The organism is Mesorhizobium sp. B2-3-15, from assembly GCF_006442875.1.
Taxonomy (GTDB): domain Bacteria; phylum Pseudomonadota; class Alphaproteobacteria; order Rhizobiales; family Rhizobiaceae; genus Mesorhizobium; species Mesorhizobium australicum.
Genome location: NZ_VFVO01000006.1, coordinates 55,900 through 76,273, shown reverse-complemented (window position 1 = coordinate 76,273; position 20,374 = coordinate 55,900). Strand labels below are relative to the sequence as shown.

Below are 20,374 nucleotides of genomic sequence, written 5' to 3'. Positions count from 1 at the left end.
GGTGAAAAATCAACAAGAAAACGTGTTTTCCGCGCTCAGCGTGTCAGCGCATCCAGAATGCGCGCCCAGGAGCGCTGGCCCTTGTGGAAGGAGCTGAGCTCGTATTTCTCGTTGGGCGAGTGGATGCGGTCGTCATCGAGGCCGAACCCGACCAGCAGCGATTCCATGCCGAGATAGGTCTGAAAGTCGCCCACCACCGGAATGGAGCCGCCGCTGCCGGTCGTCACCGCGGGCTTTGGCCATTCGTCGGAAAGCGCCGTCTTGGCCTTGGCCAGGAAGGGCGAGTCGTAAGAGAGCTGGATTGCCGGTGAGCCGCCATGAGCATGGAATTCGACCGTACAATCGGCCGGGATGCGTTCCTTGACGAATTTCTGGAAGGCCGCGCGGATCTTGGCCGGATCCTGCTTGTGGACAAGGCGGAACGAGACCTTTGCCGAGGCTTCCGCCGCGATGACCGTCTTGAAACCCTTGCCGGTATAGCCACCGATGATGCCGTTGAATTCGGCGGTGGGTCGCGCCCAGGTCAGTTCCAGCACCGAGCGGCCTTTTTCGCCCGATGGGATCGACAAGCCGACAGGCCCAAGGAAGGTCTCGGCCGTCTCGCCCAGCGTCTCCCATGATTTCAGCACCTGCGAGGGGGTTTCCTCGACGCCGTCATAGAAGCCCGGGATGGTGATATGGCCGTCCTTGTCGTGGATGTCGGCCAGTACCTTGGCTAGGATGCGGATCGGGTTGGCGGCAGCCCCGCCATACAGGCCCGAATGCAGATCGCGGTCGGCGGCCTTCACCGTGATCTCCTCGCCGACCAGACCGCGTAGCCCGACGCAGATCGACGGCGTGTCGCGGTCCCACATGCTGGTATCGCAGACCAGCGCGAAGTCGGCCTTGAGCTCCTCGGCATTGGCCTCGAGGAACGGCTTCAGCGAGGGCGAGCCGGATTCCTCCTCGCCTTCGAACAGGATGGTGACCCGGCACGGAAGGCTGCCGTGCACCTGTTTCCAGGCACGGCATGCCTCGACGAAGGTCATCAGCTGGCCCTTGTCGTCGGCCGAGCCGCGCCCGGTGATGATCTTGTGACCAGGTCCGACCTCCTTGATCGCGGGGGCGAAGGGATCGTTTTCCCACAGTTCGATTGGGTCGACCGGCTGCACGTCGTAATGGCCGTAGAACAGCACATGCGGCGCGCCAGCCGGCCCATCATGATGCGCAACCACCATCGGGTGGCCCGGCGTGTCGCGCACGCTGGCGTCGAAGCCGATCAGTTTGAGTTCCGCCACCAGCCATTCCGCCGCCTTGCGGCAGTCGGCGGCGTAGGCTGGATCTGTGGAGATCGATTTGATCCCGAGCAGGCCGAAGAGCCGTTCCAGGCTCTGGTCGAGATTCTTGTCGAGACGGTCGAGGACGGGGGAGACTGCGGACATTTGCATAGCCTTTCGGTTCAGTGTCGGAACCGTAAAGGCAGAGCGGCGAAACGAAAAGCCCGGGACGATTGGACCACGACCCGGATGGCCGCCGCGGGCAAAAAAATGCCGCCGTGGTGGAGGGGGAACCACGGCGGCCTTTTACTCGAAACGATGCGGCAGCCCGGAGAGGGGGGATAGGCTGCCGCAATTGTCCGGTATAGGCGGGGGACGGGCCTTGCTCCGGACTTCGGCGAAAACTGCCGATGACGTGTATTTGGGTCTGTGAACGTGGCGATTCAAGGGCGTCAACGTTACACTTTTGTAACGTGCCCGTGAGCGGGCCTGTATGCCTTTGATCCGTCAGGGTCGCGATCTGTCAGGGTGTTGTATCTGGCGCTGTCTTTGGCATGGACCAAGCCATCGCGCCGCGCTATCCCTGCCCGCATGAAAAAAGGCGATCATCTCTTTCTCATCGACGGCTCCGGCTACATCTTCCGCGCCTATCACGCGCTGCCGCCGCTGACCCGCAAGTCGGACGGCCTGCCGGTCGGTGCCGTTTCCGGCTTCTGCAACATGCTGTGGAAGCTGATGCAGGACGCCCGCAACACCGATGTGGGCATTGTGCCGACGCATTTCGCCGTCATCTTCGACTATTCCTCGAAAACCTTCCGAAACGACCTTTATCCCGAATACAAGGCCAACCGTTCGGCGCCGCCGGAGGATCTGATCCCGCAGTTCGGCCTGATCCGCCAGGCAACCAGGGCGTTCAACCTGCCTTGCATCGAGATGGAAGGCTTCGAGGCCGACGATCTCATCGCCACCTATTGCCGGCTGGCCTGCGAGGCCGGCGGCGACACCACCATCATCTCCTCCGACAAGGACTTGATGCAGCTGGTTGGCGAAACCGTCGGCATGTACGACCCGATGAAGGACCGGCAGATCGGCATCCCCGAAGTCGTCGAGAAATGGGGCGTGCCGCCGGAAAAGATGATCGACCTGCAGGCGCTGACGGGCGACTCAGTCGACAATGTGCCTGGCGTGCCCGGCATCGGGCCAAAGACCGCGGCGCAACTGCTCGAGCAGTTCGGCGACCTCGACGGATTGCTCGCCCGCGCCGGCGAGATCAAGCAGGAAAAAAGGCGGGAATCGATCATCGCCAACGCCGACAAGGCGCGCATCTCGCGCCAGCTGGTGACGCTGAAGAACGATGTGCCGGTGGCAGAAGGATTGGACGATTTCGTCCTGCATGCCCCCGACGGACCAAAGCTGATCGGCTTCCTCAAGACCATGGAATTCACCTCGCTGACGCGCCGTGTGGCGGAAGCGACCGGCACCGAGGCCGGCGACGTCCAGGCCGTCGCGGTGCCCGTCGAACGCGCCGATAACGCCCATGGCCCCGATGTCGGCGCCGGAACACCGCCCGTTGCCCGGAACGGGACGGGCTCCGAGCCTGGCCAGGCTGCTGAAATCGAGACGACGGAGACGCCAAAACAAGGTGACACCCCTTCCCTCCTGGCCGCATTGCGGCTGGAGAGAGCGGCGACCGCCAAGATCGATACCGCGGCCTATCAGTGCATCCGCGATATCGCGACGCTGAAAGCCTGGGTCGCGGAGGCGCGGGAGGCCGGTATCGCTGCCTTCGACGTCAGGGCCACCTCGACCGATCCGATGCAGGCCGAACTGATCGGCTTGGCCATGGCCACAGCGCCTGGCCGCGCCGGCTATATTCCCTTCGCCCATAAGAGCGGCAATGGCGACCTGCTTGGCGGCGGCACGCTCGAAAACCAGGTTCCGCTTCGCGAGGCTCTGGCGGTCCTCAAACCCCTGTTCGAGGACAGGTCGGTGCTGAAGATCGCGCAGAACCTGAAATATGATCTGGTCATCCTGAGCCGCTACGGCATCGATGTCGCGCCGTTCGACGACACCATGCTGATCTCCTACGTGCTCGACGCCGGCACGCCGCATGGCCACGGCATGGATGCCCTTGCCGACAAATGGCTTGGCCATAAACCCCTTCAACTCAAGGACGTGACCGGTTCCGGCAAGAACTCTGTCGGTTTTGACCAGGTCGATATCGACAGGGCGACCGCTCACGCCGCCGAGGATGCCGACGTGACGTTGCGGCTGTGGCGGGTGCTGAAGCCCCGGCTTGCCGCCAAGGGCCTGGTCTCGGTCTATGAACGCCTGGAGCGGCCACTGGTGCCGGTGCTGGCGCGCATGGAACAGCGCGGCATTTCGGTCGACCGGCAGATCCTGTCGCGGCTGTCGGGGGAACTGGCGCAAGGTGCGGCCCGGCTCGAGGAGGAAATCTACCTGCTCATCGGCGAGCGCATCAACATCGGCTCGCCCAAGCAGCTCGGCGACATATTGTTCGGCCGCATGGGCCTGCCCGGCGGCTCCAAGACCAAGACCGGCCAGTGGTCGACCTCGGCGCAGCTGCTCGAAGACCTTGCCGCGGAAGGGCACGAACTGCCGCGTAAGATCGTCGATTGGCGCCAGCTGACCAAGCTGAAATCGACCTACACCGACGCCCTGCCCGGCTTCGTCAATCCCGACACGAAACGCGTCCACACCTCCTACGCGCTCGCCGCGACGACGACGGGCCGTCTGTCGTCTTCCGACCCGAACCTGCAGAACATTCCGGTGCGCACGGCTGAAGGCCGCAAGATCCGGACCGCCTTCATCACCGACAAGAACCTCCGGCTGGTGTCAGCCGACTACAGCCAGATCGAACTGCGCGTGCTCGCCCATGTCGCTGAAATCCCGCAATTGCGGCAGGCCTTTGCGGATGGCGCCGACATCCACGCCATCACAGCGTCTGAAATGTTCAACGTGCCCGTGGAGGGTATGCCGTCGGAAGTGCGCCGCCGTGCCAAGGCGATCAATTTCGGCATCATCTATGGCATCTCGGCCTTCGGTCTCGCCAACCAGCTGTCGATCCCGCGCGAGGAGGCGAGCGCCTACATCAAGAAATACTTCGAGCGCTTTCCCGGCATCCGCGATTATATCGAGGAGACCAAGGCCTATGCCCGCGAGCACGGCTTCGTCGAAACGATCTTCGGCCGCCGCATCCACTATCCCGACATCAGGTCCTCGAACCCGTCGCTGCGCGCGTTCAACGAGCGCGCCTCGATCAACGCCCGCCTGCAAGGCACCGCCGCCGACATCATCCGCCGCGCCATGATCCGCATGGAGGAAGCCTTGGACAAGGCCAAGCTGTCGGCCCGCATGCTCCTGCAGGTGCATGACGAACTGATCTTCGAAACGGTCGAGGCCGAAGTCGAGGCGACGATCCCCGTCGTGCGCCATGTCATGGAAAACGCGGCGATGCCGGCGGTCTCGATGTCGGTGCCGCTGCATGTCGACGCGCGGGCCGCCAGCAACTGGGACGAGGCACACTGACGCGCTGGCGAAGGCCCTCAGGCCGCTTGCGCCAAACATTTCGCGCAGGTCCCGCGAAATTCGATCACCGCCTTCTTGGCGGCGAAGCCGGTCGAGTTGACCCATTCGTTCAGCCGGTGATCGACGTCGTGATCGGACATTTCGGTCACCTGCCCGCAAGTATCGCATATGGCGAAGGCGGTCATCGAGTGGCTATGGTCGTGCGGCTCGGCGCAGGCGACGAAGGAATTAATGCTTTCCAGCCGGTGCACGAAACCTGATTTCACCAGCGTGTCGAGCGCGCGATAGACCTGCAATGGGGCGCGAAAACCGCGCTCGCGAAGCTGATCGAGCAAGGTGTAGGCGCTGAGCGGCCCGCTGGCGATCTCGAGTTTCTCGAGCACGCACAACTGGTTTTTCGTCAGCACATCCCTTGCCGCCATGGTCCTGTTCCACTTGTCCTGCGCTGTTGGCGGGCTGTCCGGCGTGCAAACGGCCCGATCCCTTTCAGATAGCGACGAACCGCCGTCTTTGCTACTCTTCTGTTGTTGTCCCGGGCCGATCGATGACGCGCGGGCATATTGGCAGAAATCTCGACGAGGGTAGCCAAGGGTGTGCCCGGCACCTTTGGCCTGCCGACCCATGCGGCGATCAACGCCGCCTCAGGGAGGCCGGCCACGCCCTGACTTGACTTCATCCGCGAAGGCCGGCGCGAGCAATTCCGCCAGCCGGCTTCAGCTATTTCCTCGGCGGGCCTTTGCGTTCGGCGGAAGCAGCCCACAGGTTGATATCGGACTCGCGCGCGTATGTATCGATTTCGGCCAGTTCGGCGTCGCTGAAGTCGAGCACCTTCAGCGCCCCGACGCAATCCTCGACCTGCTCGGGCCGGCTGGCGCCGATCAGCGCCGAAGTAACCCGGCCCCTGCGCAGCACCCAGGCCAAGGCCATTTGGGCCAGCGTCTGGCCGCGCTTGCCGGCGATCGCGTTGAGCGCCTTGATGTTGGCAATGGTGCGGTCGTTGATGAAAGCTGTCTTGAGCGACTTGCCTTGGGAGGCCCGGCTGCCATCGGGAATGCCGCCGAGATATTTGTCGGTCAGCATGCCTTGCGCCAGCGGCGAGAACACGATGGAGCCGACGCCGAGCCCCTCGAGCGTGTCGAGCAGTCCGTCCTCCTCGACCCAGCGGTTCAGCATCGAATAGCTCGGCTGATGGATGACGCAGGGCGTACCGAGTTGCCTCAATATGTCGGCGGCCTCGCGGGTGCGCTGCGAATTGTAGGACGAGATGCCGGCGTAGAGCGCCTTGCCCGAACGCACCGCATGGTCGAGCGCGCCCATGGTTTCTTCGAGCGGCGTATCGGGATCGAAGCGGTGCGAATAGAAGATGTCGACATAGTCGAGGCCCATCCGCTTCAGGCTCTGGTCGAGGCTGGCCAGCATGTATTTGCGCCCGCCCCATTCGCCGTAGGGGCCGGCCCACATTTCGTAGCCGGCCTTGGTCGAGATGATCAGTTCGTCGCGATAGGCGGCAAAATCAGTACGCAGTATCTCGCCGAAAGCCGTCTCGGCCGAGCCGGGCGGCGGCCCATAATTGTTAGCGAGGTCGAAATGGGTGATGCCAAGATCGAAGGCCTTTCGCACGATCGCCTGCTTGGTCCGATGCGGCGTGTCGTCGCCGAAATTGTGCCACAGCCCGAGCGAGATCGCCGGCAGCTTGAGGCCGGACCGACCGCAGCGGTTGTAGATCATTTTCTCGTAGCGGTTTTCAGCGGCGATATAGGGCATGGGGAAATCCTCGAATTTGAACGGACAGGGCACCGTCATCGCAGAGGCGATGAGCATGCCCGTACCCCATCCTTTACCCCCTCCCCGGAGGAACGGGGAGAGGGGTAAGGCAAAATTATCGATAATCCATGCGACTACGTCTTCTTGGCCAGCAGCTCCTTGGCCTGCTTGACGCCAAGCGCGGCCGGACGCTCGCAAGTGGTCTGCATGGCGACGAACTTGCCGGTTTCGCCGGAGCGCAGGAGGCCGGTCATGACATCGACGGCATGCAGCGCGAGTTCCATCGAGCAGCGGTGCGGCCGCCCTTCGGCGATCGCCAACGCCATGTCGGCCAGGCCCGCCGTGCGGTAATTGGCCATCATGCCCTGGCCATGCATCTCATTGGGAACGCCAAGCGGATGCTTCCATTTCGGCAGCTTCTTGACCGGCTTGCCTTCTTCGGTGAAGCGCACGTCGCCGCCGAAGAAGTTCGGATCCGGCACGAACACCGTCCCGGCCTCGCCATAGAGTTCCATCGGCGCGTGGCCGTGAGCCCACACATCCCAGCTGGTGTTCAGCGTCACCACGGCGCCGTTCTCGAATTCCAGCAGGCCATGGATGGTGGTCGGCGTGTTGACCGGGATTTTTTCGCCCGCGCGCGGCTTTGAGCTGATGGTCCGTTCCTTGGCGGGGGTCGTCGCGAAGGCCGCTACCTGCTTCACCGGCCCGATCAGCTGGATCAGATTGGTGATGTAGTACGGTCCGATGTCGAGCACTGGTCCCGCCCCGGGCTGGAAGAAGAAGTCGGGATTGGGGTGCCAATGCTCCATACCGTGGCCCATGACGTGGCAGGTGCCGCTGGTGATCTTGCCAAGCCTCCCCTCGTCGATCAGTTCGCGCACCAGCTGGTGCGCGCCGCCGAGGAACGTGTCCGGCGCCGAGCCGATGCGCAGCCCCCTCTTCTGGGCCCGCGCCTTGAGGTCCTGGCCCTCCTTGAGCGACAGCACGAACGGCTTTTCGGAATAGACATGCTTGCCGGCATCGAGCACCTGCTTCGACACCTCGTAATGCACGGCCGGAATGGTCAGGTTGACGATGATGTCGATATCGTCGGCCTTGAGCAGATCCTCGACGGTCTCGGCGCGCAGCTTGAATTCCTTCGCCCGCGCCCTGGCCGCGTCCATGTTGATGTCGGCGCAGGCGCGCATCTCGATGCCGCGAAACAACGGCGCCAGCGAAAAATACGCCTTCGAGATGTTGCCGCAGCCGATGACGCCAACACCCAATTTCCCAGTACCCAGCTTCTTTGCCATGGTGGTTGTTCCTAGTAGCTCTTGACAGTTGCGATCGAGCGGCGGGCGAAGCGCTCGATATCGTTGGGGTTGTCCTGTTCCATGACAAAGTATTTCGCCGCGCTCTTGGCCCGCAGCACCTTGATCAGGCCGGCCCAATCGATCGTGCCGTGGCCGACATCCGACCAGCCATCCTCATCCAGCCCCTCGCCCGCCTTCGCCATGTCCTTGACATGGACGGCGACGATGCGCTGGCCCTGCTTTTCGATCCAGGGCAGCGGGTCGGAGCCGCCGCGCACTACCCAGGCGACGTCCATTTCCCAGCCTATATTGGGCGCGGACGACAGGATATGGTCCTGCGGCACCGAGCCGTCGGCGAGTGTCTTGAACTCGAAATCATGGTTGTGCCAGGCGAAGCCATAGCCCGCCTTCGAGGCGACCTCGCCGACCTTGGCGAGGCGCTCGCCGAAGCCGCGCCAGCCGGCGGCGTCGGATGGCCTGTCCTCGGCCATCAGATAGGGACAGATCAAAAGCTTGACGCCGAGCGTTTCGGCGATCCGGCGCACACCGTCGAAATCATTCTCCAGCGCATCGATGGAAAAATGCCCGGTCGGCATGGCAAGGCCGTTCTTGTCGAGCTCGGCGCGGAAGGCCTTGGGATCGTCATAGACGCCGCCGAACCCTTCGACCTCGGCGTAGCCGAGCTTGCCGAGCATTTCGAGCACATCGGTCCAGGGCAAGAAATTGCGGGCGCTGTAAAGTTGGAATGACCAGTTCATCGTCTCTGTCCGTTCTGCTTGGGGATTGTCCTTGGGAGGATGGTTTTCTTGGGAGCTACATGCGGTTGCCGGATGGAGTATCGAACAGCGAGGCGCGGGCAGGATCAAAGCCGATCCTGATCGGGTCGCCATTGCGCAGCGTTTTTTCCGCCTCGACACGGAAGGAAAAAATGCGGCCGCCGAGCTTCGTCCACACCAGCGTATCGGAGCCCATCGGCTCGACGATCTCGACGGCGGCATCGGTGGCGAAGGGCATGGAATTCGCGGCCTCGCCAAAGGCAACGTGCTCGGGGCGAATCCCGAACACGCAAGGCCCGCTCTTGTTGCCGGCGCCATCGAAGCCATAGCGCTCGAGCGGTATGGTCAAATCCCCGGTCTTGAACACCGCCGTCGTGCCGGTCTCCAGCTGCCCCTCGACGAAATTCATCGCAGGCGAACCGAGGAAGCCGGCGACAAACCGGTTGACCGGGCGGTTGTAGATGGTCTGCGGCGCGTCGAGCTGCTGGATGACGCCGCCCTTCATCACCGCGATGCGGTCGGCCAGGGTCATCGCCTCGATCTGGTCGTGGGTGACATAGATCATCGTGTTCTGCAGCTTGCGGTGCAGAAGCTTGATCTCGACGCGCAGCTCCGAACGCAGCTTGGCATCGAGATTGGACAGCGGTTCGTCGAACAGGAAGACGTCGACATCGCGCACCAGCGCCCGTCCGATCGCCACGCGCTGGCGCTGGCCGCCGGAAAGGGCCGCCGGCTTGCGCTGCAGCAACGGCTCGATCTGCAGGATCTCGGCGGCGCGCGCGATGCGCTTGGCGATCTCGTCCTTGGCGATGCCGGCGACACGCAGCCCGAAGGACAGGTTCTTCTCCACCGTCATTTGCGGATAGAGCGCATAGGACTGGAAGACCATGCCGATGCCGCGGTCCTTGGGCTCTTCCCAGGTGACGTTCTTGCCCTTGATGAAGATGCGGCCTTCCGAAATGTCGAGCAGGCCGGCGATGCAGTTGAGCAAGGTCGACTTGCCGCAGCCGGAGGGTCCGAGCAGCACGATGAACTCGCCTTCGGCGACATCGAGATTGAGCGTCTGCAGCACCGAGACCGCGCCGAAGTTCAGCGACAGGTCCTGGATCGAAACGCTGGTGCCGTTCGCCGCCATCGCCATCACCCTTTCACCGCGCCGGCGGCGATGCCGCGCACGAACAATTTGCCGGAAATGAAATAGACGATCAGCGGCACCAACCCGGTCAGGATGGTGGCGGCCATGTTGACGTTGTATTCCTTCACGCCTTGCACCGAATTGACGATGTTGTTGAGCTGCACCGTCATCGGATAGGTGTCGGGGCGCGTATAGACGACGCCGAACAGGAAGTCGTTCCAGATGCCGGTCACCTGCAGGATGACGGCGACGACGAAGATCGGCAGTGACATCGGCAGCATGATGCGCAGGTAGATGCCCCAGAAGCCGGCGCCATCGACGCGCGCCGCCCGGAACAGTTCCTCCGGCATGGAGGTGAAATAATTGCGGAACAGAAGCGTCAGGATCGGCATGCCGAAAATGGAATGCACGATCACCAGGCCGGTAAGGCTGCCATAGAGGCCGATCTCGCGCAGGATGATGACGATCGGATAGATCATCACCTGGTAGGGAATGAAGGCGCCGACGATCAGGATGACGAAGAAGGTGTCGGCGCCCTTGAAGCGCCAGTTGGCCAGCGCGTAGCCGTTCACCGAGGCGATTGCGATCGACAGGATCACCGAGGGAACGGTGATGCGCACCGAATTCCAGAACCCGCGCGAGAGCCCGTCGCAATTGAGTCCGGTGCAGGCCTGCGACCACGCCTTGACCCAGGGCTCGAAGGTGATCTCGAGCGGCGGCGAGAAAATGTTGCCGAGGCGGATCTCCGGCATGCCCTTCAGCGAGGTGACGACCATCACATAGAGCGGCAGGAGATAGTAGAGCGCCACCACGATGAGCGTGCCGTACAGGAAAATGTTCCGGCGCGAGAACACGTGCCGCGGCTTTGGTCCGCTCGGGCCGGAGGCGCCAGCCCGGAGGTTTGACGACGTGGCGGACAAGGAGACGGCATGATCAGACACGCTTGCGGCCTCCGAATTCGAGATAGGCCCACGGCACGATGACGATCATCACCGACAGCAGCATCATGGTCGAGGCCGCAAAGCCCTGGCCGAGATTCTGGGCGAAGAACATGTAGTCGTAGACGTATTTGGCCGGCACTTCGGAGGCGATGCCCGGCCCGCCGCTGGTCTGCGCGACGACGAGGTCATAGACCTTGACGATGCCCGACGCGATGATCACCAGCGTGGTGATGAACACCGGCCGCATCATCGGGATGATGATGAACAGATAAGTCTTCCACATGGGAATCCCGTCCACCCGTGCGGCCTTCCAGATGTCCTCGTCGATGCCGCGCAGGCCCGCCAGCATCAGGCACATGATCAGCCCTGTACCCTGCCAAAGCGCCGCGATCGATATGCCGTAGATGACGATGCTGGAATTGTAGAGCGGATTGAAATCGAAGCTGGCCCAGCCGAGGCTTCGTACTACGCCCTGGACGCCGAAATCCGGATTGAGCAGCCATTGCCAGACAAGGCCGGTGACGATGAAGGAGAGCGCGAAGGGGTAGAGGAAGATGGTGCGGAACGTGTCCTCGAAACGGATCTTCTGGTCGAGCAGGGCCGCCAGCAGAAAACCGATCACCAGCGAGAACACCAGTGAGATCACACCGTAGATCAAGAGGTTCTCGATCGAAATCAGCCAGCGCGGCGTCGCCCACAGCCGGTAATACTGGTCGAGCCCGACGAAATTCAGCCGCGGCAGCAGCTTCGAATTGGTGAAGGAATAGAGCACCGTCCACGCGGTGCCGCCGACAAAGACCACCATTGCGGTGAGGATCATCGGGATCGAAGCGACCTTCGCATTGAGATTGCGGAAGAGTTGGCTCGGGCGTTCGCTCTTGCTCATCGGTACAGCCGTGCTGGATCGGATAAGGGCGGAAAGTCAGCACGCCTTGGCTCCCGGCCCTGTCTGGCAAGGTCGGGAGCGGGCGGCTCGTCGGTCGTCAATCAGCCGAAGCGATGATGTCGGCGAAGCGCTTCTGCGCCTCTTCGAGGCTCATGTCGGGCTTGGCGAAGAACTCCGAGAACAGGTCCTCCTTCTGCTTCTGGCTGTCCTGCGAGAGCAGCTGGTCCGTCCACGGGATGACCGCGCCCTTGGCCAGGATGGCGAGGCCTTTCTTCATGCAGTCATTGGCCGCGTTGAGGTCGACGTCGCCGCGCACCGGCAGCGAGCCCTTCTTGAGGTTGAAGGCGACCTGGGTCTTGGGATCGAGCAGCGTCTCGGCCAGCACCTCCTGCGCCTTGGCCTTGTCGGCGTCCTTGAGCAGCGGGAAATAGAAGGCGTCGCCGCCCGTTGCGATGACCTCGTTCAGGCCGAGGCCGGGAAGGCAGGTGTAGTCCTTGCCGGCGGTCTTGCCGGCGACCTGGAACTCGCCCTGCGCCCAGTCACCCATGATCTGGCCGCCGGCCTTGCCGGTGATGACCATGTTGGTGGCCTGGTTCCAGTCCTGCACATTCGTGTTCTTGGCCATCTTGCGTGCATCGTCGGCCGCCTTGAACACCTTGGCGACTTCGGGACCGGCTGCGAACTTGGCGTCCTTGTCCTTGTAGACCTTGAGGAAGGTGTCGGTTCCGCCGACCGCGGCAAGCAGCACGTCGAAGGCGCCTGATGCCTGCCAGGCCTGCCCACCGACCGCGAGCGGCACGATGCCTGCCTTCTCCAGCGCCGGGGCGGCGGCCACATACTCGTTCCAGTCCTTCGGCACCGGCACGCCGGCCTTCTCGAACGCCGCGTTCGACAGCCACAGCCACTGCCAGGAATGGATGTTGACCGGCACGCAATAGATCTTGCCGTCGATGGTGCAAGAATCGAGCAGGCTCTTGGGCCGTACCACTTCCGTCCACTTGCCCTTGGTGGCGACATCGGTGAGGTCGCGCATCAGGCCAGCCTGAACCAGCTCTTCCGCTTGCCTGCCGTGATTGAACTGCGTGGCCCCCATTGGATCGCCGCCGGTGATGCGGCTGATCATGATCGGCCGCGCCGTGCCGCCGGATCCGGCGATGGCGCCGTCGACCCAGTGATTGCCGGTGGCGTCGAATGCCTTGGCGAGTTCGGCGACCGCCGCCGCCTCGCCGCCGGAGGTCCACCAATGGGTGACTTCCAGATCAGTCGCGGCCGCCGGCCCGGCAAAGTTGAGAGCAACCGTCGCGGCAAAGGCAGCGGTCAGGAATTTGTATCGCATTTCGGCTTCCTCCCAGAAATCTGAAACGTTACAGATTTTCGATACGGCAATTGAAGACCATACGCAACCCCTTCCGGCAGAATGTCACTTTGACATTTTTCGAGCTGCGAACAAAATCATCTCGCTGCCGCGGCGTTGTGCGACGCAATATGCAAAACTGCACCGCTCTCTAGGCAAAAGCAGCAAGAAACTTGCCAAGAGCACGCTTCCCTCTGAATCCCAACGCTTTTTCGCCTCGCGGTTGACGGCGTCTTTTTGCGTCCGCCCGCGCCCGTTTACACCGACCGTGACAAGCTGTAACGTTTCAGTATACTACTTCCACTGCAGGTGACGCGCCATGGGGAGCGGCCGCAACATTGCCGGGCTGCCCGGCGGCTGCTATGCGCCTGATGGGCGGGACGGATGAACAGACAGCGCATGGCCAGGGATGACGAGGCGACGGCACAGGAGCGGCCGACGCTGAGGACGCTTGCCTTCATGACCGGGCTCGGCGTCACCACCGTCTCGCGGGCCTTGAAGGACGCGCCCGAGATCGGCGCCGAGACCAGGCGCCGAGTCCAGCTCGTGGCCAAGCAGATCGGCTATCGGCCGAACCGCGCCGGCGTGCGCCTCAGGACCGGCAAGACCAATGTCATCAGCCTCGTGCTCAACACCGAGCACGAACTCATGAGCTTTGTTTCCGACATCATCTATGGCGTCACGGAAGTCATCGCCGACACGCCCTACCACCTGATCGTCACGCCCTATTCGCGCTCGCAGGATCCGCTGGATCCGGTGCGCTATCTCGTGGAGACCGGCTCGGCCGACGGCGTCATCATTTCGCGCACGCAGCCGAACGATCCCCGCGCCCGCTACATGCTGGAGCGCGGCATTCCCTTCGCGACCCACGGCCGCACCGATATGGGGCTCGTGCATCCCTATCATGATTTCGACAATTACGCCTTCGCGGCCGAGGCGGTGCGCCATCTCGCCGGCCTGGGCCGCCGCCGGCTCGCTTTGGTGACGCCACCGGTGGGTTTGAGCTACTACCGCCACACGGTCGACGGCTTTGCCGATGCGCTGAGCGAAGTCGGCGCCAGCGAGGTGCCCTTCAACACCGTTTCGATCGACCATTCGATCGAACAGATCAGGACGAGGACCGCGCAGCTGATGCGGCGCGACATCAGGCCGGACGGCATCGTCAGCAGCGCCGCCGCCGCGACCCTCGCCATCGTCGCCGGCATCGAGGACGCCGGCCTCAAGCTCGGCCGCGACGTCGACGTGGTGTCGAAGCAGTCGTCGGAACTGCTGCATCTGTTCAGGCATGAATTGCTGGTCGTCAACGAAGACTTCCGCCTGGCCGGGTCCGAACTCGCCCGCTCGGTGCTCGGCTGGATCGGCGGCGCCGCGCCCGGCTCGCTGCAGAGCCTGAGCGAACCGAAGGGCGTCGTGGCCTATCGGCGCTTCGGTGAATAGACTCCTTTTTACGCAATTCAGGACGGAAAACCGCCACGCAATCTTCCTGGAATTGATCTAGCCAGCCGCGCCGCTGCCCCACGGCCCATGGAACGCACCCTGCTCGCCGATGCGCTCGAAACCATGCGCCCCGAAGAAGTCGCGCTGCGCCTGGATCAGGTTCGAGGTGCCGCGGCCCTGGCGGTAGCTGTCGAAATAGGCAAGCGCCGAAGACAGTGCAGGCACCGGCGCGCCGGCTTCGGAAGCCCTCGCCACGACGCGCCGCAGCGACGGATGCGCCTCCTGCATCAGGCTGATGAAGGCAGGCGCCATCAGCAGGTTGGTGGAAGCGCCGCCACTGAAAGCCTCGGCCATCGTGTCGAGCATCTGCGAGCGGATGATGCAGCCGGCGCGCCAGATCTTGGCGATCGTCGGCATCGGCAGGTTCCAGTTGAACTCCTTCGAAGCGCCGCTCATCACCGCGAAGCCCTGCGCGTAGGCGGCGATCTTGCCGGCGAACAGCGCCAGTTCGAGGTCTTTCAGCAGCGCGTCCTTGTCGCCGGAAATCCTGGCCACGCCGATATTGCCATAGGCTTTTTCCGCCGCCTGCCGCTCGTCCTTGATCGACGACAGCACGCGCGCCGCCACCGCCGCTTCGATCGCGGTCGCCGGAATGCCGAGCTGCTGCGCCTCGATGACGGACCATTTGCCGGTGCCCTTCTGGCCGGCGCGGTCGAGGATGATGTCGACCACCGGCTTGCCGGTCTTCGGATCGTCGGCGGCGAGCACCTTGGCGGTGATCTCGATCAGGTAGGAATTGAGCCGGCCCTTGTTCCAGTTGGAAAATACCGTGGCGATCTCCTTCGGCCCCATGCCCAGGCCGTCACGCAGGATGCCGTAGATTTCGGCGATCATCTGCATGTCGGCATATTCGATGCCGTTATGGATGGTCTTGACGAAATGCCCGGCGCCGTCGGTGCCGAGCCATGCGGCGCAAGGTTCCTCCTTGAACTTGGCGGAGATCGCGGTCAGCACCTTCTCGACGCGCTTCCAGGAGTCTTCCGTGCCGCCGACCATGATCGAGGGTCCGTGGCGCGCGCCCTCCTCACCGCCGGAGACACCCATGCCGATGAAGGTCAAACCCGAGCCAGAGAGCTCGGAGAAGCGCCGCATCGTATCGCGGAAATTGGCATTGCCGGCATCGATGACGATATCGTTGTCGGACAGCACGCCACGCAACGCTTCGATCTGCTCATCGACCGGCTTGCCGGCCAGCACCATGATGATGATCGGGCGCGGCGGCCGGATCGCGGCGGCAAGTTCCTCCAGGCTGTAGCAGGGGACGACCATGTCCCTGAGCGCACCGGAATTCTCGACGAAAGCGTCGGTGCGTGCCCTTGTGCGGTTGAAGACGGCGATGCGGTGCCCGTGCTCGGCGATGTTCAGCGCCAGGTTGGAGCCCATAGTGCCAAGGCCGATCAGGCCGATTTCGGCTTTTCCCATCGTTTCTTCCCTGCTTTCGGATCTGGTGTTTTCGAGCTTGCGCTCATTGTTGCTTGAATGATTGACGGCCCTTCAGGCCCGCGTCAACCGCCTCGCCCGATTGTGTAGCTGGGACGTTACGGTCTGATGTCGACCGGCGCCTCGATCTTCACCATCTCGAAGTCCGAGACCAGGATGTCTATGCGCACCATCCAGCGGCCGGGTACCGGGATGATGAGGTTGTCGACACGCCAGCTGCCGTCGCCGGGCCTGGTCGCCGCGCGCTTCAGCGGTTCGATGCCGGAATCGGGCTTCGACAGCACCAGCGTCACCTCCTTGGCGTCGAGCGGTCCGAAATCGCCGGTCATGATGATCATCGAGGCGACCACCGGCCCCGCATGGCCTGGCGTGATGCTGAGATCGGCCATCGCCTGCAGCGCATGGATGTGGACCGAAACCGGCTGCGTCGCCGCGATCGCCAGTGCTCGTGGCGGCGGCGTGAAGCGCCAGCCCGCGGCGACTCCGAAGATCGCCAGCACGATCAGCACTTCGACGCCGACCGAGCGGGTGAGCCTGCGTTGCACCTCGGTCGCTCCCGCCTCGGCCGAAGCGGTGAGCTTCCAGCGATTGACTGCTGCAAGGGTGAACAGGAAGACCAGCAGCACGAGCTTGACCAGCAGCAGCCGGCCATAGGCTGTGTCGAGCAGCGCCGAGGGTATCTGCACCTGGATCACGGCCAGCACGATGCCTGCCGCTGCAAGCAAGGCCACCACAGGCAGGATTGCCCATGAGAAGTGGTGCAGGAATTCGACGGCGCCCGCCGCTTGACGCTTCAGCGCGAAGCCGAGCGGCACCAAGGCGCCCGCCCAGAAAGCGATGCCGACGCCATGCACGAAGACCAGCGGCCGTGTCAGCCATTGCGGTTCGGCGGCACTGGCATGGCCGCTGGCGGCGAGCGCGACGCCGACGCCAGCCAGCCCGGCAAGGGCAAGCGGCCTGGCGGCCGCGCGCGGTCCGGCCAGCGACAGCAGGCCAAGTCCCAAGGCGACCAGGGCGATCAGCACCGTCCAGCCGAAGCTGGTGCCGAGCCCGGTGCGCCAGATCACCGGCTGCGCCAGATGGGAGAGCGGCGCCCCCAGCGCATCGAGACCCTGAAAGCCCAGCGACAAGGGTGCCGCCACCAGCCCGCACAAGATCGCGGCCGCGACAAAGCGCTGGCCGGCACGGCCAGCCCCGGCCAGCCAGGCAAAGGCGAACGCGCCGCCAATGCCGAGGAAAAGGCCTATGTAGAGAAAAACCTTGCCGATCCAGATCGCCGACCGCAACGGCCAGTCAATCGCCTCGGAGACGGCCGGCGGCTCGCTTGGCGCGCCGACGGAAAACAGCAGCGAGCCGCCGACCGGATGGCCGTCGGCGGAAATGACACGCCAGCTCAGCACATGCGTGCCGGATTTGAGCGCCCGCGGATTGTCGATCTCGACCGTCTGGTCGCTGAGACGGAAGTCGGTCAGCGGAACCGGGGTGCCGTCGGGCATCACCAACGTCAGCACCAGCGGCGAGACCGGCTCGCTGAAGGTCAGCGAGAACCGCGCCGGGGCCTGCGCCAGCACCGCACCGTCGGCCGGATCGGTCTTGATCAGCGCCGCATGGGCAAGGGCCTGGCTTGTCGAGGCCATGACGATGAGCGCCATGGCCGCGGCGAGCAGCCCGCCGGCAATCCAGCCGACGAGCTTGCTGTTCGTATCGACCATCCAGGAAGGTATTGCGATCATGCCGTGCCATGGGATGCGGCGCTCCGACAGGCAGAGCGCCAGGGAGAAAAGCTATTTCTTCGGCGTGAGCTTGATGCCGGGCGCCGGGTTCTCCAGCGCGTCCTCATCCTGTCCGGCCGCCGGAATCTCGATCCAGCGGGCCGCGGCATCGCCGCATTCCTGCACCACCGGGAAGTACAGCTTCTGGCCGACGGGCAGGTCGGCCGTCAGCGTCGCGCGGAAGACGAACTCGTCGTAGAATTCATCCGGCAAATTGCCGCCGCTCCAGTCGATTTCCTTGACCCCATCGGCAACCGCCTGACCATAGAGCTGGTAGGATTTTTCATATTTGCCCTTCTTGGCCTGCAGCGTCCAGCCTGGCTTCGGCATCGGCTTCACCGCGATCACCCCTTCCGGGATCTGCACGCGCACGGCCGTCGTCGCCTTGCCGTCGCAGCCATGCGGCACGCGCAGCACAGCCTTGTAGGTCGAGCCGACTGCCGCCTCCTGGGTCTCCAGCGTGATGTGCGCGAAGGCGGCATTTGTCCCCAGCACGAGAAACGCGCCGGCCGCCAAAAGATATTTGTTCATGATGGTCCCTCTGATTTCAAAATTGGTGATCGGCGCGATCAATTGGCGTGGTCGTCCATGCCGCCCATTTCGCCCATGCCTTCGACGGCGAACTCGATATTGACCGTGCCGGCCTTCTCGAAGGTCAGTGTGGCGGCGAATTTTTCACCCTGCTTGGGTTGCCGCTTCAGGCCGATGAACATCAGGTGGTAGCCTCCCGGCGCCAGCGCCACCTTGCCGCCTGCCGGGACTTCCAGGCCACCATCCACCGGCCGCATGGTCATGACGCCGTCCTTGACGCCCATTTGATGCAGCTCGGCCTTTTCCGAGACGTCGGAGGAAATCGACAGCAGCCGGTCTGGTGTACTGCCCTTGTTGACGATGGTGAAATAGCCGCCGGCCACCTTGGCGCCGGCCGGCGTGGCGCGCGACCAGGGATGTTCGATTTCGAGATCGCCGACCTTGAATTCATGCGCCAGGACGGCCTGGGCGCCCAGGAAGACAAGCGCGAGGGCCAACGCGGCAATGCCGAGATCGGCTTTGAAGCGAGACAGGGTGCGGCCGAACAAAGTGCCCGCCGATATACGGAAAGAATGGGACATGGTTGCTCCATGACGTGATGATCGCGCCGTCGCCGGTCGCGAATGCTTGATCTTGGATGAGTACGCTCGCGAAAGGTTCCGCAAGCAAGCAGGCTCAAGCCGCCAATGGCGGCGCGCGCGGGTTCGATGGGGAGCGTTCGCGGGCGAAGTCGAGATGCGTGGTCGCCGGGAAGACGAAGGCGACGGTCTCGAAGGAAAGGGACGCAAGCGCAAGCCCGGCATCGGCCGGCGGCGCAAAGGCCGGCGAAAACATGCTGCAGCCGAGTGTGCAGCAGGCCGGCGGATGGGACGGGTGCTGGTCGCCGCCGGGAAGCTGTGTGGCGCCGTCATGGGTACAGATGACGTTGCCGAAGGCATCGAGCTGCGCGGTATCAGGCCCGATGCTGAAGGCGAACGTACCAAGTGTCGACTGGAGCAACAGCAGACAGGCCGCGACAAGCGCGACCGGCATGCTCCAGCGTCTCTCCCGGCGGTTCACCATTTGCCTCTTCAAACGATCGATGACTATCCCTACCACGGCAGCCAGAGGTCGAAAATCGGCAATTCCATGCTGCGGCAACACGGCAGGATCAGTTCTTTTGGGATGGCCGGCTTTCCGGGATGGAGGTCAGCAATGTCTGGCGGGCCGACTTCAGGTGCTTGCGGCAGGCGGCATCGACCTTGCCGAGATCGCGCGACTTGAGCGCCTCGATATAGGCCAGATGCTCGCCGATCGCGACTTCGTTGCGCTCGCGTTCCTGCGCCTTGTTCCACTGGTAGTGGTAGTGGAAGATCATGGCGATGACGTCGTAGAAATCGACGATGAAGCGGTTGCGTGAGGCGCGATGAATGAGCCGGTGCAAGCGCTCGTCCAGCTCCGAGAACTCATTGAAACGCGTCGCGATCTCGCGTGCCAGAACGCGGTGTTCCCCTTCCAGCCGATCGAGATCGCTCCATACCGGACTGTCCTGCGGCAGCGCGGTGAAGGCGGCGGCCGAGCGCAATTCGAACATTTCGCGGATCTCGGTCAGTTCCAGCGCGAAGGCCCGCGTGAAGCCTTTCAGCACCCAATGGCTGTTGCGGCGTTTTTCGATCAGGCCGAAGCGGGAGAAGCGGATCAGGAACTCGCGTACGCTGGTGGTGCCGACGCCGATCTCGCGCGCCAGTTCGAGCTCGTTGATCTGCATGCCGGCCTCGGCGCCGCCGGCCAGCAGCCTGCGCATGAAGGACCGTTCGATGATCTCGGCCAGCGTGTCGGTCTCTTCCTCGGGAAAGAAATCATCCGAACGTGGATCGCGCAGCACCGTCTTGGCGCGCTTGTTCCAGGCGATCAGCCCGGTCTCTTCCATGCGCGCCAGGATGCTGCGCACGGTCGTGCGGCTGACTCCCAGCAAGGCGCCAAGTTCCGGTTCCGAAGGCAGGCTGCGCGTCTCATCGAGCAGCCTCAGACAACGGTTATAGGCGTCCTTGTAGACGTTGTTGCTCTTCGACATCCCCTGACCCGTTGCACGCCAGCGCTTGCGGCGGCCGGCTTGAAGCGCAATATGACGTTCCATCGTCTGCAGCGCCACCACTTACCCAGGGCGGAACCGCCGTGAAAAAACAATTGACGCAAAACTGT

General features: G+C 63.4%; 17 protein-coding genes. 2 read left to right on the top strand and 15 right to left on the bottom strand.

The window, feature by feature from the left end:
- Positions 1–35: 35 nt before the first annotated feature.
- Positions 36–1,427 (bottom strand): M20/M25/M40 family metallo-hydrolase, encoded by a 1,392-nt coding sequence (locus FJ954_RS13905; RefSeq protein WP_031247689.1) that lies wholly within the window; start codon positions 1,425–1,427, stop codon positions 36–38.
- Between the two features lie 420 nt (positions 1,428–1,847).
- Here FJ954_RS13905 and polA point away from each other — a divergent pair, with 420 nt between their 5' ends.
- A complete protein-coding gene (gene polA / locus FJ954_RS13900) occupies positions 1,848–4,805 on the top strand; it encodes a DNA polymerase I (protein ID WP_181177816.1) in 2,958 nt (985 codons plus the stop codon).
- A 17-nt stretch (positions 4,806–4,822) separates the two neighbouring features.
- Here polA and FJ954_RS13895 read toward each other — a convergent pair whose 3' ends face one another.
- The 8 genes from FJ954_RS13895 to FJ954_RS13860 form a co-directional block, all read right to left on the bottom strand.
- Positions 4,823–5,227, bottom strand: a complete 405-nt coding sequence (locus FJ954_RS13895) for a Fur family transcriptional regulator (RefSeq protein ID WP_015315682.1) — start codon at positions 5,225–5,227, stop codon at positions 4,823–4,825.
- A gap of 295 nt (positions 5,228–5,522) precedes the next feature.
- Entirely contained in the window at positions 5,523–6,569 is a 1,047-nt protein-coding gene (mgrA, locus tag FJ954_RS13890; protein WP_140661851.1) for an L-glyceraldehyde 3-phosphate reductase, read from the bottom strand.
- A gap of 134 nt (positions 6,570–6,703) precedes the next feature.
- Positions 6,704–7,861 carry a Gfo/Idh/MocA family oxidoreductase gene (locus FJ954_RS13885; RefSeq protein ID WP_140661689.1) on the bottom strand — a complete coding sequence of 386 codons (1,158 nt, stop codon included), beginning with the start codon at positions 7,859–7,861 and terminating at the stop codon, positions 6,704–6,706.
- An 11-nt stretch (positions 7,862–7,872) separates the two neighbouring features.
- On the bottom strand, positions 7,873–8,619 hold the full coding sequence (locus tag FJ954_RS13880) for a sugar phosphate isomerase/epimerase (RefSeq protein ID WP_140661688.1): 747 nt from the start codon (positions 8,617–8,619) through the stop codon (positions 7,873–7,875).
- Positions 8,620–8,674: 55 nt separating this feature from the next.
- Positions 8,675–9,772 carry an ABC transporter ATP-binding protein gene (locus tag FJ954_RS13875; RefSeq protein WP_140619015.1) on the bottom strand — a complete coding sequence of 366 codons (1,098 nt, stop codon included), beginning with the start codon at positions 9,770–9,772 and terminating at the stop codon, positions 8,675–8,677.
- A gap of 5 nt (positions 9,773–9,777) precedes the next feature.
- Entirely contained in the window at positions 9,778–10,713 is a 936-nt protein-coding gene (locus FJ954_RS13870; protein WP_140661687.1) for a carbohydrate ABC transporter permease, read from the bottom strand.
- A complete protein-coding gene (locus FJ954_RS13865) occupies positions 10,706–11,599 on the bottom strand; it encodes a sugar ABC transporter permease (RefSeq protein ID WP_140661686.1) in 894 nt (297 codons plus the stop codon). Before FJ954_RS13865 ends, FJ954_RS13870 begins: the two co-directional genes overlap by 8 nt.
- Before the next feature lie 97 nt (positions 11,600–11,696).
- Positions 11,697–12,935, bottom strand: a complete 1,239-nt coding sequence (locus tag FJ954_RS13860; RefSeq protein ID WP_140661685.1) for an ABC transporter substrate-binding protein — start codon at positions 12,933–12,935, stop codon at positions 11,697–11,699.
- Between the two features lie 402 nt (positions 12,936–13,337).
- Between FJ954_RS13860 and FJ954_RS13855 the strand changes: the two genes are divergently transcribed.
- On the top strand, positions 13,338–14,390 hold the full coding sequence (locus tag FJ954_RS13855; RefSeq protein WP_140661684.1) for a LacI family DNA-binding transcriptional regulator: 1,053 nt from the start codon (positions 13,338–13,340) through the stop codon (positions 14,388–14,390).
- A gap of 57 nt (positions 14,391–14,447) precedes the next feature.
- Here the strand turns inward: FJ954_RS13855 and gndA are convergent, their stop codons facing one another.
- The 6 genes from gndA to FJ954_RS13825 form a co-directional block, all read right to left on the bottom strand.
- The gene (gndA, locus tag FJ954_RS13850) at positions 14,448–15,872 is read right to left on the bottom strand and encodes an NADP-dependent phosphogluconate dehydrogenase (RefSeq protein ID WP_140661683.1); all 1,425 of its coding nucleotides are present in this window, start codon (positions 15,870–15,872) and stop codon (positions 14,448–14,450) included.
- Positions 15,873–15,988: 116 nt separating this feature from the next.
- Positions 15,989–17,623 carry a copper resistance CopC/CopD family protein gene (locus FJ954_RS13845; RefSeq protein WP_140661682.1) on the bottom strand — a complete coding sequence of 545 codons (1,635 nt, stop codon included), beginning with the start codon at positions 17,621–17,623 and terminating at the stop codon, positions 15,989–15,991.
- A 51-nt stretch (positions 17,624–17,674) separates the two neighbouring features.
- Entirely contained in the window at positions 17,675–18,193 is a 519-nt protein-coding gene (locus FJ954_RS13840) for a YcnI family protein (protein ID WP_140661681.1), read from the bottom strand.
- Between the two features lie 38 nt (positions 18,194–18,231).
- The gene (locus tag FJ954_RS13835) at positions 18,232–18,774 is read right to left on the bottom strand and encodes a copper chaperone PCu(A)C (protein WP_015315668.1); all 543 of its coding nucleotides are present in this window, start codon (positions 18,772–18,774) and stop codon (positions 18,232–18,234) included.
- 94 nt (positions 18,775–18,868) lie between these two features.
- On the bottom strand, positions 18,869–19,225 hold the full coding sequence (locus tag FJ954_RS13830) for a DUF2946 family protein (protein WP_015315667.1): 357 nt from the start codon (positions 19,223–19,225) through the stop codon (positions 18,869–18,871).
- Positions 19,226–19,343: 118 nt separating this feature from the next.
- Complete coding sequence (locus FJ954_RS13825; RefSeq protein WP_041163317.1) at positions 19,344–20,246, bottom strand: GntR family transcriptional regulator; 903 nt, start codon at positions 20,244–20,246, stop codon at positions 19,344–19,346.
- Positions 20,247–20,374: the final 128 nt, after the last annotated feature.